Source organism: Streptomyces sp. NPDC048636 (assembly GCF_040650655.1).
Lineage (GTDB): Bacteria > Actinomycetota > Actinomycetes > Streptomycetales > Streptomycetaceae > Streptomyces.
In genome coordinates this window covers 196,447-209,669 of sequence record NZ_JBEZHR010000003.1, presented here as the reverse complement: position 1 = coordinate 209,669, position 13,223 = coordinate 196,447, and the positions used below count along the sequence as shown (strand labels likewise).

The following is a 13,223-nucleotide window of genomic DNA, read 5'->3' as shown; positions in this document are numbered from 1 at the left end:
CGTGAGAAGTGGCACATCCGCGGCCCCCCGGAGGGAGGGTTACCGGTCCCCACGAGGGGGGAAGGACCCGGCGGTGGCGGGAGGGGACATCGCTCTTTCGGGGTACCCCCTGCGGCGGACCGTTGATGTTGCAAGATAAGCGCGTGCCTCACGTTGACCCGGAGCCGTCGGCTTCTTCCGCGCGTTCGTACGATCCGGCCGCCATGCGCGAGCACTACCGCGCCGAGGGCATCACGGAGGCCGATCTCGCGGGCGATCCGTACCGGCAGTTCACCCGCTGGTTCGAGCAGGCCGTGGGCAGCGGGCTGTTCGAGCCCAACGCGATGGTCGTCGGTACCGCGGACGCGGCGGGCCGCCCCAGCTCGCGCACGGTGCTGATGAAGAGCTTCGACGAGCGCGGCTTCGTCTTCTACACCAACTACGGCTCGCGCAAGGGCCGGGAGCTGGCCGGGAACCCCCATGTCTCGCTGCTCTTCCCCTGGCATCCGATCGCCCGTCAGGTGATCGTCCTGGGCACCGCGCGGCGCACCGGACGGGATGAGACGGCGGCGTACTTCCGGACCCGTCCGCACGGTTCGCAGCTGGGGGCGTGGGCCAGCGCCCAGTCCTCGGTGGTCGGCTCCCGCGAGGAGCTGGACCGCTCCTACGCGGAGCTCGCGGACCGCTATCCGCCAGGTGAGCAGGTGCCGGTGCCGCCGGAGTGGGGCGGCTTCCGGGTGGTGCCGGAGGCGGTGGAGTTCTGGCAGGGCCGGGAGAACCGGCTGCACGACCGGCTGCGGTATGTGTGGGCGCCCTCGGAGGGGGCCGGCGGGGGCGGCCGCTGGAAGGTCGAGCGGCTGAGCCCCTGAAGGGGCGCGGGGAACCGCGCGACCAGCGACGACGCGGCCGCGGACGCAATCGCGGCCGCATAACCGGTACCTCGCGGAGCGCAGACGCAGACGACCCGCGGGTCGTCTCCCGGTGCCGTGGCACCGAAAGGCCGGTCGGACGTACCGGCGACCCGCGGGTCGGGTGACTGCTCGGGATTGGCCGGCTGCGCATATCGATCATGCGCGAGTCCGGCGATGCGCAGAGCGCGACGACGGACTGCTAGCCCGCAGTCACCTCACGCGTCCGGAACTTGTACATCGGCCGAACCACCTCCCTTCTCGTGTACGCACAGCCTAAAAACCCTCCCGCACCCCACACAAGCGAATTTCCGGGAGGCAACGATTTGGTGGAATGTGGTGTGGCGCGCGTCACGTTCGAGTTCAATGTCCCGACGTGCATCACCACAGCCAGCCGCGTCCAGCAGGGGGTGTCCGGTGACCGCTTCCGCACGATCCGAACCCGCACGTCCAGCCCGTTCCGCGCGCTCCACGCGGTCCGTCCCCGCGCAGTCCGCGGCCACCGGGCCCGCCCCCGGACGGGACGACTCCGATCTGCTCACCGCGCTGCTCGACGGCATGGACGCGGCGCTCTGCGCGTTCGACGCCGACGGCACCGTGACCCACTGGAACCGTGAGGCCGAGCGCGTCCTCGGCTGGACGGCGGCCGAGGCCGTCGGCCGCAAGGGGCTCGCGGGATGGGCGGCCCGCGAGGCGGACGCGGACGAGGTCCAGCGGCGGCTGATGGCGGTGCGCGACGGCGGGGGCCGCAGGGTCCATGAATTCGCACTGGTGACGAAGGACGGCGGACGGGTGCTCGTCCGCACCCAGTCCTCACCGGTGCCCGGCGCGGACGGCCGCCCCGCCGGGGTGTACTGCGCCTTCAGCGAGGTCCACTCGCAGATCGACCTGGAGCGGTCGATCGCGCTGAGCGAGGCGCTGCTCGAGGACGCCTCGTGGAACGTGGTCCTGGTCGACGCCGATCTCCGGGTGGCCGTGGTGAACGGCAATGCCGCGGGTGCCCTGCGCACGGGCCGCAGGACCGTGCTCGGACGGCCGCTGGGCGAACTCCTCGACCAGGGCGTGGAGGAGGTCGAGAGCGCCCTCCAGCACGTCCTCGCCGAGGGCGCGCCGCCCGCGCCCACCGAGCTGTGGGTGACGCTGCGCGAGACCGACGAGGACCTGGAGATGGCGGACGCCGTCCGCTACGAGGGGTTCGAGGAGGGCGAGGCGGTGGTGCGGGCGTTCGGACCGGGGTCCGGCGCGGTGCGGCGCTGCTGGCGCAGCGGCTTCCTGCGGCTGGCCTCGCCGCTCGCCGAGGAGCCGGTGCCGCTCGGGGTGGCCTGGATCTTCCAGGATGTGACGGAGGCGAAGACGCACGAGCAGGAGAGCGCCCGGATGCGCTTCCGGGGCAGCCAGCTGCACCGGGCGGCGCGGGCGGCGGCCGAGTGCGAGGACCCGATGGAGGCGGCCTCGGTCCACCTGGACTTCGCGCTCGCCGGGTTCGCGGACCACGCGCTGGTCGATCTGGTGCGGGAGCCCTCGGCGCACGCGGCCGGGGGCGTCCGGCTGGTGCGGGTGGCGGCCACCCCGTGCGACAGCCCGGGGCCGTGCCCGCCGACGGCTCCCGGCGGGATCCCGGTGGCGTACCCGGAAGGGCATCCGGCGCTCCAGGCGGTGGAGCGGTGCGGTGCGGTGCGGGCCAGCGCCTCGCGGACGGACGAGGTGGCGCTCGCGCAGTGGACGGCCGCCCGCAAATGGCCGGACGGAACCGTCCACGCGCTCTGTGCGGTCCTGCGCAGCCGCGGTCGCACGCTGGGTGTGGTCACGTTCCTGCGCGGCCCCACGCGCCGCGCCTTCGACCGTACGGACGCGGCGTACGCGGAGGACGTGGCGGCGAGGGTCGCCGCGGCGATGGATCTCGCCGGTCGTTGACGCCGGTCGCCGACACGGCGCCGGTCGCCGACACGGCGCCGGTCCCCGGCACGGGCCGTTGGCGGCGGCCGTCAGCGGCTGTAGAAGATGCGGTCCGCGTGATCCGTCATCACGCGCTTGTTCCACTCGTGGCCGCCGTCGACATTGCCCGATCTGAGCATCGGCGGTTCCACACCGCCCTTCGCCAGCTCCTCGACGGCCGTCGCGACCACGGCCTGCATCAGGGCGCTCGTCACCACCGTGGAGGCGGGGGCGAACGGGGCGCCGACCCCTTCGGCGGTCAGTTCGGCGTCGCCGACCGGGATCTTGTTGTCGAGGACCAGATCGCAGTGGTCCTTCAGGAAGCCGCCGGAGGGATCGCGTGAGGTGGTGCCGGTCGCGTAGGCGACGGAGGTCACCCCGATCACGGTGATGCCCCGTTCGCGGGCCGTTCTGGCCAGTTCCACGGGCAGTACGTTGCGGCCCGAGAGCGAGATGACGATCAGCAGGTCCCCGGAGCGGAGCGGGCTCTGCTCCAGGACGGTGGTGGCGAGCCCCTCGACCCGCTCGAGCGCGCTGCCGAGGGTGGCGGGCACGACGTCCACGCCGACCAGGCCCGGGGCCGGAAGCAGATTCATCAGCGCCAGGCCGCCCGCGCGGTAGACGACGTCCTGGGCGGGCAGCGAGGAGTGCCCGGCGCCGAAGGCGAACAGGCGGCCGCCCGCGCGGACGGTGCCGGCGATCCGCCGCCCCGCGGCGGCGATCCGTTCGGATTCCTCGTCCCGTACGCGTCGCAGCAGGTCGGCGGCGGCGTCGAAGAAGCGTCCGGCCGCTTCGGAGTCGCTCATGGGCGGGCGCTCCTCGGTGTCGTTCCGGTGTGTGCTTGGATCATGACGCTGTCAATAGCAGTCCTCGCCGTCGGTATGGAAGGGGCCGTCTCGGCCCCGTTGTCGGCGGGATGCGTCAGAATTGGGTCAGGGCCACCGCACGACACATCGAGGGGCACGCATGTCCGGACTCATCGACACCACGGAGATGTATCTCCGCACCATCCTCGAGCTCGAGGAGGAGGGCGTGGTCCCCATGCGCGCCCGGATCGCGGAGCGTCTCGATCAGAGCGGCCCCACGGTCAGCCAGACGGTGGCGCGGATGGAGCGCGACGGTCTGGTGACCGTCGCGGGCGACCGTCATCTGGAGTTCACCGAGGAGGGTCGTCGGCTGGCGACCCGGGTGATGCGCAAGCACCGGCTCGCGGAGTGCCTGCTCGTGGATGTGATCGGGCTGGAGTGGGAGCAGGTGCACGCCGAGGCGTGCCGCTGGGAGCATGTGATGAGCGAGGCGGTGGAGCGGCGGGTGCTGGAGCTGCTGCGCCATCCGACCGAGTCGCCGTACGGCAATCCGATCCCGGGTCTGGAGGAGCTGGGCGAGAAGGCCGAGGCCGATCCGTTCCTCGACGACAGCATGGTGAGCCTCCGCGAGCTGGAGCCCGGCACCGAGGGCAAGACGGTGGTGGTGCGGCGGATCGGCGAGCCGATCCAGACGGACGCCCAGCTGATGTACACGCTGCGGCGGGCCGGGGTGCAGCCGGGCTCGGTGGTGAGCGTCACCGAGTCGCCGGGGGGTGTGCTGGTCGGCAGCAGCGGCGAGGCGGCGGAGCTGGAGGCGGAGATCGCCTCCCATGTCTTCGTGGCCAAGCGCTGACGGTCTTCGTGGTCGGGCGCTGACGGTCCGCGTGCCGAGCGCTGACACTTTTGTCCCTTTCCTGAGTCCCTCACCGTCACCTGCGACGACGGACATTCCCGACACCGGAGTTGGGGGAACGCCGCGCGGGCCGCGCCGCCGCATGCGACGCTGACGCATATGCGTGCGACGCGTGCTCGCTTGCCGGGGCGTTGCCGGGGTCAGGGGAGGGGGCTCCTATGGGCCCGACGGGCAGTGCTGCCGGGCGGGTGTTCCTGAGCGAGCGCCCCGGCGGCCAATGGCGCCGGGGCCCCGCCTCCCCATGTCCCCCCGATGGGCCCCGGGCCGCACACATGGTGCGCCCCGGAGCCCAGGTGACCCGGAGCCCCGAGCTCCCAGGGTCGTCCCCCGCGGACTCCCTTCCCCGAGCAGTCCGCCTCCCGCTAGCTGTCTCCCCTCGGCGGAGACGACCAATCCTTGAGCATGGTCACTCGAACGAGGGGTGTTGCCCCATGACACCCCCACATTCGAATACGGGTTCGATACTGTGTGCTTGCTCGAGAGAGGGATGGAGGTGCCGGAACAGATGGTGCGTCGCATCGACGTAAGCGGGGCCGACGGCGTCCGGCTCGCCGCGTGGGAGTTCACCGATCCGCCCAAGGCGCATGGCCGGGCGGCCGTGTGCGGGCCGGGAGTGCTGCTTCTCCATGGGCTGATGGGCCGCGCGGCCCATTGGGCGGAGACCGCCCGCTGGCTCTCCACCCGGCATCGGGCCGTCGCCCTGGACCAGCGCGGGCACGGCCGCAGTGAGAAGCCCCCCGACGGCCCCTTCGGCCGCGAAGCCCATGTCGCGGACGCGGCCGCGGCGGTCGAGCAGCTCGATCTGGGGCCGGTCACCCTGATCGGCCATGCGATGGGTGCCCTGACGGCCTGGCAGCTCGCGGCCCGCCGCCCCGATCTGGTCCGGGCCCTGGTCGTCTGCGATATGCGGGCCTCCGCACTGGGCGCGGCGTCGCAGCGGGAGTGGGCGGAGTGGTTCGGGTCATGGCCGGTGCCGTTCGCGACGCTGGCCGATGTCCGCAAGTGGTTCGGCGAGGATGATCCGGTGCTGGAGCGGCCGAGTCCGTCGCGGGGCGAGTTCTTCTCGGAGGTCATGGCCGAGCGGTCGGACGGCTGGCGGCCGGTCTTCTCCCGGCGCCAGATGCTGAAGACGCGTGAGACCTGGGTCCATGACGCCCATTGGGAAGAGCTGGCGCATGTGGAGTGCCCCACGCTGGTGGTGCGCGGGCTGGATGGCGAGCTGGGCCGTGCCGAGGCCCAGGAGATGGTCCGCGTGCTGCCCCGCGGGCAGTACGCCGAAGTGGTGGACGCGGGCCATCTGGTCCACTACGACCAGCCGGACGGCTGGCGCCGGGTGGTGGAGCCCTTCCTGGCCGCGGAGGTTCCGGTCTGACGGGCGGGAGCGCGCGGGCGCTCCCGCCGGTGTCAGCCCTCGATCAGCGCCTTGAGCTGTGGTGAGAGCTCGGGGATCACCGAGCCCGCCGCCTGCGCCGCCATCAGCGCCCGGACATGGCGGCGGGCCTGTTCCCGCAGCGCGTCCTTGTGCCTGCCCTGAGCGGCGCCCGTCGTCCAGACCCAGACCGCCAGCGCCGTACAGACACCGAGGGCCAGCACCCCGGGCAGCAGGGAATCGAGGTTGGTGGCCGCCCAGAGCATGCCGCCGCCGCCTGCGAAGAGCAGCAGCCAGCCGGTCTCGTCATGCCAGCCGCCCTGGTCCGCGACGCGCTCGTACTCGGCGACCGCGTGCGGCTTCTCGGGCACCGATACGGACGGGCCGCCTCCGACCGGTGCGGGCGCGGGGGCGGTTGCGGGCGCCGGTGCTCGCGACGTGGCCCGGGCGGCCGCGTAGTGGGGCAGTGGGGCCCTCGGCCGGCCGCCGTTCTGGTCCCGCCCGATCAGCCAGTCCGGCACATGCGCCACCGGTACGCCGTACGCCATGGCGGCGGCCAGCACCTGCCGGTAGCCCGTCAGCCGGGGATGGCGCAGCTGCCGCTTATGGGCGCGGAAGGTGGAGACCACCAGACAGGTGCCGACCACCAGCAGCAGCACCGCCGCGCCCAGCGAGACGGCGTCCTTGACCGACCGCCCCGAGTACGGGTCCGAGGCCACCAGATAGGTGGGCGAGGACTGTACGAAGAACGGCCAGCCGAGCCCCGCCAGGAGGGCGAAGATGCCGATCACGCCCCTGGTCCGGCCGGTGCGGGCGAGCAGCCGCCGGTGCTCGGTGAACATGGCCCGGACGGCGTCGTCGTCGAGGTAGTCCATCCCGTCGCGGGCGCCGATCTCCCGTACCGCGCGCTCGAGTTCGGGGTCCGAGGCGAGACCGCTGCCGGTGATCGGCAGCAACCCCCGCGGCTGGTCCGTCATGAGAACTTCCAGGTGAACGGATCGCCGCCGATTTCGGTCCAGGTCACCCGGAGGGACTTGGGGTGCTCGGGCACGAGGAAGGTGTTGCAGAGGGTGTAGCTCTGGTCGTCCTTCCAGTTCTTGATCTCGTCCGCGTCCGCGCAGCCCTTCGGCTCCTTGGTGACGCCGATGACCTTCGTCCCCCGCCGACCGCCCGCGAGCACATCGGCGTAGTCACCGACGCGCGGGAACTCCGGCACCTCCGGGCCGGTGACATGGGTATAGGTCACGTACACCACCGCGGGCACCTTGCCCTTGGCGTCCGCGGGGTCCGAGACCAGCGCCTTGGCCTCGGCGTTCGTACCGATGTCGACCTTCTGCGCGGCGATCCGGTAGAACGGCTTCACGCCGGTGTCCTCCCGGAACGCCCGCGAGGCCGACTGCCCCGGCCTGAGCAGCGAGCTCGTGGCCGGCCTGCTCTTCTTGGCGCCGCTCCGGTGCCCGCCGCTCAGGTGGGAGGAACTGGACTTGTGCTTCTTGGACTTGGCCGAGCTGCCCTTTTTGCCATGAGATCCACAGCCGGTCAGCGCCAGGGCCAGGATGGCCACGGGTGCGCCGATGCGCAGCAAAGTCACCTTGTTGGACGGCAAGTCGATCTCCCCATCGATGTAACTGTCGCCATCGCGCCCCCTATTTCGGATCTCCCGTGGCGCGATCACGTAGGGAGATCCTAGGGGAATCCCCTGGCCTTCCACTCCCCGGCCAATTTCCTTTCCGGTAAGGTCATCGGTGTCCGAACCGGGTCGATTTCCGGGTTCATCGGGGAGTTGGTCCGAGGTTATTCTGCATGCCCTTTCTGCGTACCGACGGCGAGCGCGGCGGGGCCACACGGCGGGATCACGTGGCGGCGCGGCGGCCGGAGCCGGTGTTCAATGAGGCGGTCGGGATGGCCATGGCGTCAGAAATGCGGACAGTGGGTCGGACGCGGGAGGACCACGGATGATCGGCGGCGGAAGCACGGATCCGGAACCGGGCCGGGACTGGGCGGCGTTCCAGTACGAGATCTACCTCAACGGGATGACCGGCGCCGTGCCCCGGCTGCCCGCCGACCCGTCCCGGCTGGAGGAGATGGCCGCGGCGCGGCTGGGCCCCGGTCCGGTCGGCTATGTGGCGGGCAGCGCGGGCAGCGGCAGCACCGAGCGGGCCAACCGGGCGGCGCTGGACGGGTATCGGATCGTGCCGCGGATGCTCCGAGACACCGGTCGGCGGGATATGTCGGTGGAGCTGCTGGGCACCCGGCTGGCCGCGCCGCTCGCCCTCGCGCCCATCGGGGTGCTGTCGATCATGCACCCGGAAGCGGAACCCGCCGCGGCCCGCGCGGCGGCCGCGCAGGGGGTGCCGTTCGTGCTGTCCTCGGCGTCCAGTACGCCCATGGAGCAGGTCGCCGAGGCGATGGGGGACGGGGAGCGCTGGTTCCAGCTCTATTGGGGCAAGGACCGCGAGGTCACCAAGAGCTTTCTGCGGCGGGCGAAGGCATCGGGGTTCACGGCGCTGTTGGTCACCCTGGACACCCCGCTGCTGGCGTGGCGGCCGCGCGATCTGGACCAGGCGTATCTGCCGTTCCTGCGGGGTGTCGGAACCGCCAACTACTTCACCGATCCCGCCTTCCAGGCCGGGCTGGCCAAACCGGTGCACGAGGACCTGGACGCGGCGGTGCTGCACTTTGTGCGGATGTTCGGCGATCCCGGGAAGACCTGGGAGGACCTGGCCTTCCTGCGGGAGCACTGGGACGGGCCGATCGTGCTCAAGGGGATCCTGCACCCCGATGACGCCCGCCGCGCGGTGAACGCGGGGGTGGACGGGGTGGTCGTCTCCAACCACGGTGGCCGTCAGGTGGCGGGGTCGATCGGGGCGTCGGAGGCGCTTCCGGGGGTGGTGGACGCGGTGGGCGACCGGCTGGCGGTGCTCTTCGACAGCGGGATCCGCACCGGGGACGATGTGTTCAAGGCGCTCGCGCTCGGTGCCCGAGCGGTGCTGCTGGGGCGGCCCTACGCGTATGGGCTGGGCCTGGACGGACAGGCGGGCGTGGAACACGTCATCCGGTCCGTACTGGGGGAGTTCGAGCTGACGATGGCGCTCTCCGGCCATACCCACGCCGCCCGGCTGGCCCGGGACGCACTCGCCTGACATTCCCTCATATTCATCCGCTCTTCCGGAGTTCAACTTCTCTGAAATCGCCCGCAATTACCGGGTGCGGAGGTGCGGGATTGGCTGGTGCTAGGCTTTCGGATGCGCAATGAATTAATTGATCATGGGGGGAGATTGCGTGAAGATCAAGCGGAAAGCCTCGATGGTCGTACTCTCGGCGGCGCTGCTGATGGGCGGTTCGGTGGCCCTGGCGCCCACGGCCTCGGCGGTCGGAATGTCCGCATGCCGGTTCAATTCGCCGGACATCACATTGACGGTCGACACCAGCGGTGCCCGATTCCGTACCGGCCCCGGTAAGCGTTACCGTGCGATAGGAACGCTCTACCGAGGGCAATCCTTCCTCTACTACTGCCGCACTCGCGGCTTCGCGAAGAGCTGGTCCTACGGAAAGATCAAATCGGGACACCACGCCGGGAAGACCGGCTGGGTCTACAGCCAGTATCTCGACTAGGACGCCGGGCCGGACCCGCCGCTCGTCGGTCGGCGGGCGCGGACGACCGCTCGTGGTCACCGGGGCCGGTAGACGGTCGCCAGTACGGAGACGGTGACCTGGTCGGGCAGGCGACCGTCATCGGTCAGCTCCGCCCGGCTCATATGGCGTGCGCTCGGCGTCATCCCCACCAGGTCCAGGGCCTCCTGCCGGGTCAAAATCGCGGTGTACGCCACCTGTTCGGTGACGCCGGTCTCGAAGAAGGGGGCCAGCGCCCGGTGCAGGCGCTGCTCCTTGGCCGGGTCGACTGTGACCATCGCGGCCACCCGGCCGCGCAGTTCGGCCAGATGCCGTGCGGTGGGGCGGACCACGATCAACCGGCCGTCCGGGCGGAGCACTCGACGGAACTCGGCCGGGTTGCGCGGAGCGAACACGTCCAGCACGACATCGGCCACCGCGTCGGCCAGAGGGAAGGGACGGAAGACGTCCCAGGTCGCCGCGGCGGCTCGGGCATGGGCCCGGGCCGCCGAACGCACCGCGCGCACCGAGGTGTCAAGACCCAGGCCGCGGGCGCCCGGCAGTCGGTCGAGCACACCGGCCAGGTAGTAGCCCGTACCGCAGCCGACGTCCACGACCGTGGCTCGCTCGGGCACGGTATCGGCCGCCAGCCGTGCCACGGCTCGGCGGATGGGCGCGTACGCGCCGGTGGACAGGAACCGGTCCCGGGCCTGGACCATGGCCGGGTCGTCGCCGCTGGTGGCGCGGGTGCCCGTCAGAAGGCTGACATAGCCGTGACGGCCGATGTCGAAGGTGTGACCCGCCGGGCAGCGCAGCGCGCCGCGGTCGGGGTGCAGGCGGCGCGTCCGACACGTGGGGCAGCGCAGCAGGTCGAGGGACAGCTCGAGGGCAGGGGGAAGCAACACGGGCACTCGCACTCCTGGCAAGGGTGAAGGTGAGGAGACCGTGCCTGCACACGCGTTCGGAGAGTCACTGCCCCGGGACGGAACGGGCAGTGCCGGAAACGTGGTTCACGCGCGAGGCACACCAAGGAAGGCGACGCCGTCCGGCATCGCCCTCATAGCCTTCCGATCACAGGAAGCAGTGCGGGTTGCTCATGAATGCCATGCCCTCAGTGTACGAGCAACGACGAAGCCCCTGGTGCCCGCCGCCCGCCCCGGGTCACGGCGGTGCCGGGGGCGCGCGTCTCAGCCCTTGCTCACCGCCGCCAGGATCTCCGGCAGCCGCGCCAGCGTGCGCGGGGCGGCCAGCCGCAGCCCGGCCTCCGCGACCACCGCGCCGTAGACCGCGCCCACCGGCAGCACCAGCCACAGGAGTTCATGAGCGCCGCTGAGGTGCATCCAGATCGTCAACCCCAGGACCGGTGCGCTGAGCAGCGCCCCCGCGATCATTCCGCCGAAGATGCTGATCCATGCGAGCCCCGCCTGCCCCGGCGCGACGTTCTTGTAGCCGCTGTCCTGGGGGATGGAGTACGGGAACTGCGCCGAGGCCAGGGCGCCGGTCGCCACCAGCGCGCCGACCAGCGCCAGACCCAGCCCCAGCGTCTCGGGCGCGGCGTCCCACCGGTCCATGAACGCGGCGGCGACGATCACCGCGACGGTGACGTACGGCAGCGCGACCACCCCGAGCGCCAACGCCCGCCCCCGCAGCTCCAGATAGGCGTCCCGCCGCGAGGAGATCGTCTGCGCCACCATCCAGAACGCCGAGGTGTCCTGTCCGAACTGGTTGTACATCAGCATGCCGAGCAGTCCGGGCGCCCAGCAGGCGGAGTAGATCGAGCCGTTGCCCTGGAGGGAGGTGATGACGGGCAGCAGCAGCCCGATCGCCAGTGAGGTCGCCCAACTGGCCTTGGTCTTGGGGTTCCGCACCGCGTAGCGGAAGGTCTGGAGCATCACCACACCGGTGCGGCCCGCGGGCAGCAGCCGCCCCAGTGGCCCGTCCGCGTCCCGGCGGCCGGTCTCCCGTCCGGGAGCGTCCGCCTGGAGCGTGGAGGCGTCCGGGGTGGTCATCAGCTGGGTGAGACTCCGCTGCCACCACCACAGCAGCAGCGCCAGCGCGCCCGCGGTCAGCGCGAACTGGGCGGCCGCGACGGCGTACGCGCCCTCGCTCACGCCCTGGACGGCGTCGACGGCCGCGGCGGGCGGCACCCAGCGCAGCACATCGGCGGCGGGCTCCAGCACCGCGAGACCGTTCTCGCCGGAGAGCTGCTGCCAGCCGACGTTCACGAACTGGAGGCCGACGGCCACGAACAGCCCGCTCAGCAGCGCCAGATCTCGCCCCTTGCGGCTGGTCAGCAGCCGGATGTTGGCGGTGGCGACGGCCCGCGCCAGCGCCACGCACACCAGCAGGTTCAGCGCCACGGCCAGCACGCCCGCCACCGCGGCGGCCGCCCCGTGGGCGAGCGCCACGGCCGAACCCGCCGCCAGGGTGAGGGTGAACAGCGGGCCGATGCCGATGAGGGAGGACACCAGCAGCGCGACGATCAGCGGGGCCGGCCGCAGCGGCAGCATCACCAGCCGGGTCGGGTCCAGGGTCTCGTCACCGCCGGGGAAGAACAGCGGCACCACCGCCCAGCCCAGGGCGAGCACCGCGGTCAGCACGGTGACGAGGGCGGCGGCGTGGTCATGGCCGCGCAGCAGGACCAGACCGAGCAGTTGCAGCGCGGCGAAGAGCAGGGTGAAGACGATCGAGGAGATATACGCCGCGCGGCGGCCCGCGGACTGGCGCAGCCCGTTGCGCAGCAGCGCCAGCTTCAGGGTGACGAAGACCGGGGTGAGCGATCCGGTCGGGGCGGCCGGGGGCGCGGGGGCGGTGGTGCCCAGCGGATCGGTGACCGTCATCGGGCACCGCCACCGAGCCAGTCGAGGTCATGGCCGGCCCCGTGCCGCTGGGCGCCGACCAGCTCCAGGAAGGCGTTCTGGAGGGAGGGGGCGTCACCGCGCACCTCGGCCAGCGGGCCATGTGCCCGGATCCGGCCGGTCGCCATCACCGCGACCCAGTCGCACAGCGACTCCACCAGCTCCATCACATGGCTGGAGAAGACGACGGTGGCGCCGGAGCGGGTGTAGCGCTCCAGCACTCCGCGGATGGTCTGCGCGGAGACCGGGTCGACGCCTTCGAAGGGCTCGTCGAGGAAGAGGACCTCCGGATTGTGGAGAAGGGCGGCGGCCAGGCCGATCTTCTTCCGCATACCGGTGGAGTAGTCGATCACCAGCTTGTTCTGGGCGCCCGCCAGGTCCAGTACGTCCAGCAGCTGGGCGGCGCGCTTGTCCACCTCGTCCCCGGGCAGTCCGCGCAGCCGTCCGGTGTAGGCGAGCAGCTCACGGCCGGACAGCCGCTCGAAGAGCCGCAGTCCCTCGGGCAGTACCCCGATCCGGGCCTTGACCTCGGCCGGGTCCTGCCAGACGTCATGTCCGGCGACCTCGACGGTGCCGGAGTCGGGCCGCAGCAGGCCGGTGATCATCGAGAGGGTGGTGGTCTTGCCCGCGCCGTTGGGGCCGACCAGGCCGATGAACTGGCCCGCGGGCAGCTCCAGATCGATGCCGTGGACCGCGATCTGCTCGCCGTAGCGCTTCCACAGCCCGCTCACCCGTACCGCCGCCGTGCCCGGCCGGTGCGGCCGTGTCACTTCCTCCGTCACCGGTCTTCTCCCCGTCTTCCCACGTCAGGTCTTGCCCGGGGACGGGTCGTGCCCCCGTGAG

At 71.7% G+C, this 13,223-nt stretch carries 12 protein-coding genes; 6 read left to right on the top strand and 6 right to left on the bottom strand.

From position 1 onward, the window contains the following. The first annotated feature begins 203 nt into the window (after positions 1-203). Together pdxH and AB0C66_RS11485 are read left to right on the top strand one after the other, a co-directional pair. Positions 204-848, top strand: a complete 645-nt coding sequence (gene pdxH / locus AB0C66_RS11490) for a pyridoxamine 5'-phosphate oxidase (protein WP_362435980.1) — start codon at positions 204-206, stop codon at positions 846-848. A gap of 456 nt (positions 849-1,304) precedes the next feature. After that, entirely contained in the window at positions 1,305-2,801 is a 1,497-nt protein-coding gene (locus tag AB0C66_RS11485) for a PAS domain-containing protein (RefSeq protein ID WP_362435978.1), read from the top strand. Between the two features lie 71 nt (positions 2,802-2,872). On the opposite strand, the gene AB0C66_RS11480 is transcribed toward AB0C66_RS11485, so the two are convergent. Next, positions 2,873-3,628: an SIS domain-containing protein gene (locus AB0C66_RS11480; protein ID WP_362435976.1), complete on the bottom strand. Its 756-nt coding sequence runs from the start codon at positions 3,626-3,628 to the stop codon at positions 2,873-2,875. 160 nt (positions 3,629-3,788) lie between these two features. Here AB0C66_RS11480 and AB0C66_RS11475 point away from each other — a divergent pair, with 160 nt between their 5' ends. Next, on the top strand, positions 3,789-4,481 hold the full coding sequence (locus AB0C66_RS11475) for a metal-dependent transcriptional regulator (RefSeq protein WP_362435974.1): 693 nt from the start codon (positions 3,789-3,791) through the stop codon (positions 4,479-4,481). A gap of 565 nt (positions 4,482-5,046) precedes the next feature. Continuing rightward, on the top strand, positions 5,047-5,913 hold the full coding sequence (locus tag AB0C66_RS11470) for an alpha/beta hydrolase (protein WP_362435972.1): 867 nt from the start codon (positions 5,047-5,049) through the stop codon (positions 5,911-5,913). A 32-nt stretch (positions 5,914-5,945) separates the two neighbouring features. Here AB0C66_RS11470 and AB0C66_RS11465 read toward each other — a convergent pair whose 3' ends face one another. Both AB0C66_RS11465 and AB0C66_RS11460 read right to left on the bottom strand, forming a co-directional pair. Then, positions 5,946-6,887 carry a hypothetical protein gene (locus AB0C66_RS11465; protein ID WP_362435970.1) on the bottom strand — a complete coding sequence of 314 codons (942 nt, stop codon included), beginning with the start codon at positions 6,885-6,887 and terminating at the stop codon, positions 5,946-5,948. Next, entirely contained in the window at positions 6,884-7,516 is a 633-nt protein-coding gene (locus tag AB0C66_RS11460; protein ID WP_362435968.1) for a hypothetical protein, read from the bottom strand. Before AB0C66_RS11460 ends, AB0C66_RS11465 begins: the two co-directional genes overlap by 4 nt. A 349-nt stretch (positions 7,517-7,865) precedes the next feature. Here AB0C66_RS11460 and AB0C66_RS11455 point away from each other — a divergent pair, with 349 nt between their 5' ends. Both AB0C66_RS11455 and AB0C66_RS11450 read left to right on the top strand, forming a co-directional pair. Next, positions 7,866-9,053 (top strand): lactate 2-monooxygenase, encoded by a 1,188-nt coding sequence (locus AB0C66_RS11455; RefSeq protein WP_362435966.1) that lies wholly within the window; start codon positions 7,866-7,868, stop codon positions 9,051-9,053. Between the two features lie 139 nt (positions 9,054-9,192). Continuing rightward, positions 9,193-9,525, top strand: a complete 333-nt coding sequence (locus tag AB0C66_RS11450; RefSeq protein ID WP_362435964.1) for an SH3 domain-containing protein — start codon at positions 9,193-9,195, stop codon at positions 9,523-9,525. 56 nt (positions 9,526-9,581) lie between these two features. Here the strand turns inward: AB0C66_RS11450 and AB0C66_RS11445 are convergent, their stop codons facing one another. The 3 genes from AB0C66_RS11445 to AB0C66_RS11435 form a co-directional block, all read right to left on the bottom strand. Next, complete coding sequence (locus AB0C66_RS11445) at positions 9,582-10,433, bottom strand: putative RNA methyltransferase (protein ID WP_362435962.1); 852 nt, start codon at positions 10,431-10,433, stop codon at positions 9,582-9,584. 276 nt (positions 10,434-10,709) lie between these two features. Next, positions 10,710-12,362 (bottom strand): transporter, encoded by a 1,653-nt coding sequence (locus tag AB0C66_RS11440; protein ID WP_362435960.1) that lies wholly within the window; start codon positions 12,360-12,362, stop codon positions 10,710-10,712. Beyond that, positions 12,359-13,162, bottom strand: a complete 804-nt coding sequence (locus AB0C66_RS11435; RefSeq protein ID WP_362435958.1) for an ABC transporter ATP-binding protein — start codon at positions 13,160-13,162, stop codon at positions 12,359-12,361. The genes AB0C66_RS11440 and AB0C66_RS11435 overlap by 4 nt, the downstream gene beginning before the upstream one ends. Positions 13,163-13,223 lie beyond the last annotated feature (61 nt).

Bases quoted from the DNA above. Each gene is read 5' to 3' on its own strand.
- pdxH (WP_362435980.1), top strand. From the start codon at position 204: ATGCGCGAGCACTACCGCGCCGAGGGCATCACGGAGGCCGATCTCGCG.
- AB0C66_RS11455 (WP_362435966.1), top strand. From the start codon at position 7,866: ATGATCGGCGGCGGAAGCACGGATCCGGAACCGGGCCGGGACTGGGCG.
- AB0C66_RS11440 (WP_362435960.1), bottom strand. From the start codon at position 12,362: ATGACGGTCACCGATCCGCTGGGCACCACCGCCCCCGCGCCCCCGGCC.
- AB0C66_RS11465 (WP_362435970.1), bottom strand. From the start codon at position 6,887: ATGACGGACCAGCCGCGGGGGTTGCTGCCGATCACCGGCAGCGGTCTC.
- AB0C66_RS11470 (WP_362435972.1), top strand. From the start codon at position 5,047: ATGGTGCGTCGCATCGACGTAAGCGGGGCCGACGGCGTCCGGCTCGCC.
- AB0C66_RS11480 (WP_362435976.1), bottom strand. From the start codon at position 3,628: ATGAGCGACTCCGAAGCGGCCGGACGCTTCTTCGACGCCGCCGCCGAC.
- AB0C66_RS11475 (WP_362435974.1), top strand. From the start codon at position 3,789: ATGTCCGGACTCATCGACACCACGGAGATGTATCTCCGCACCATCCTC.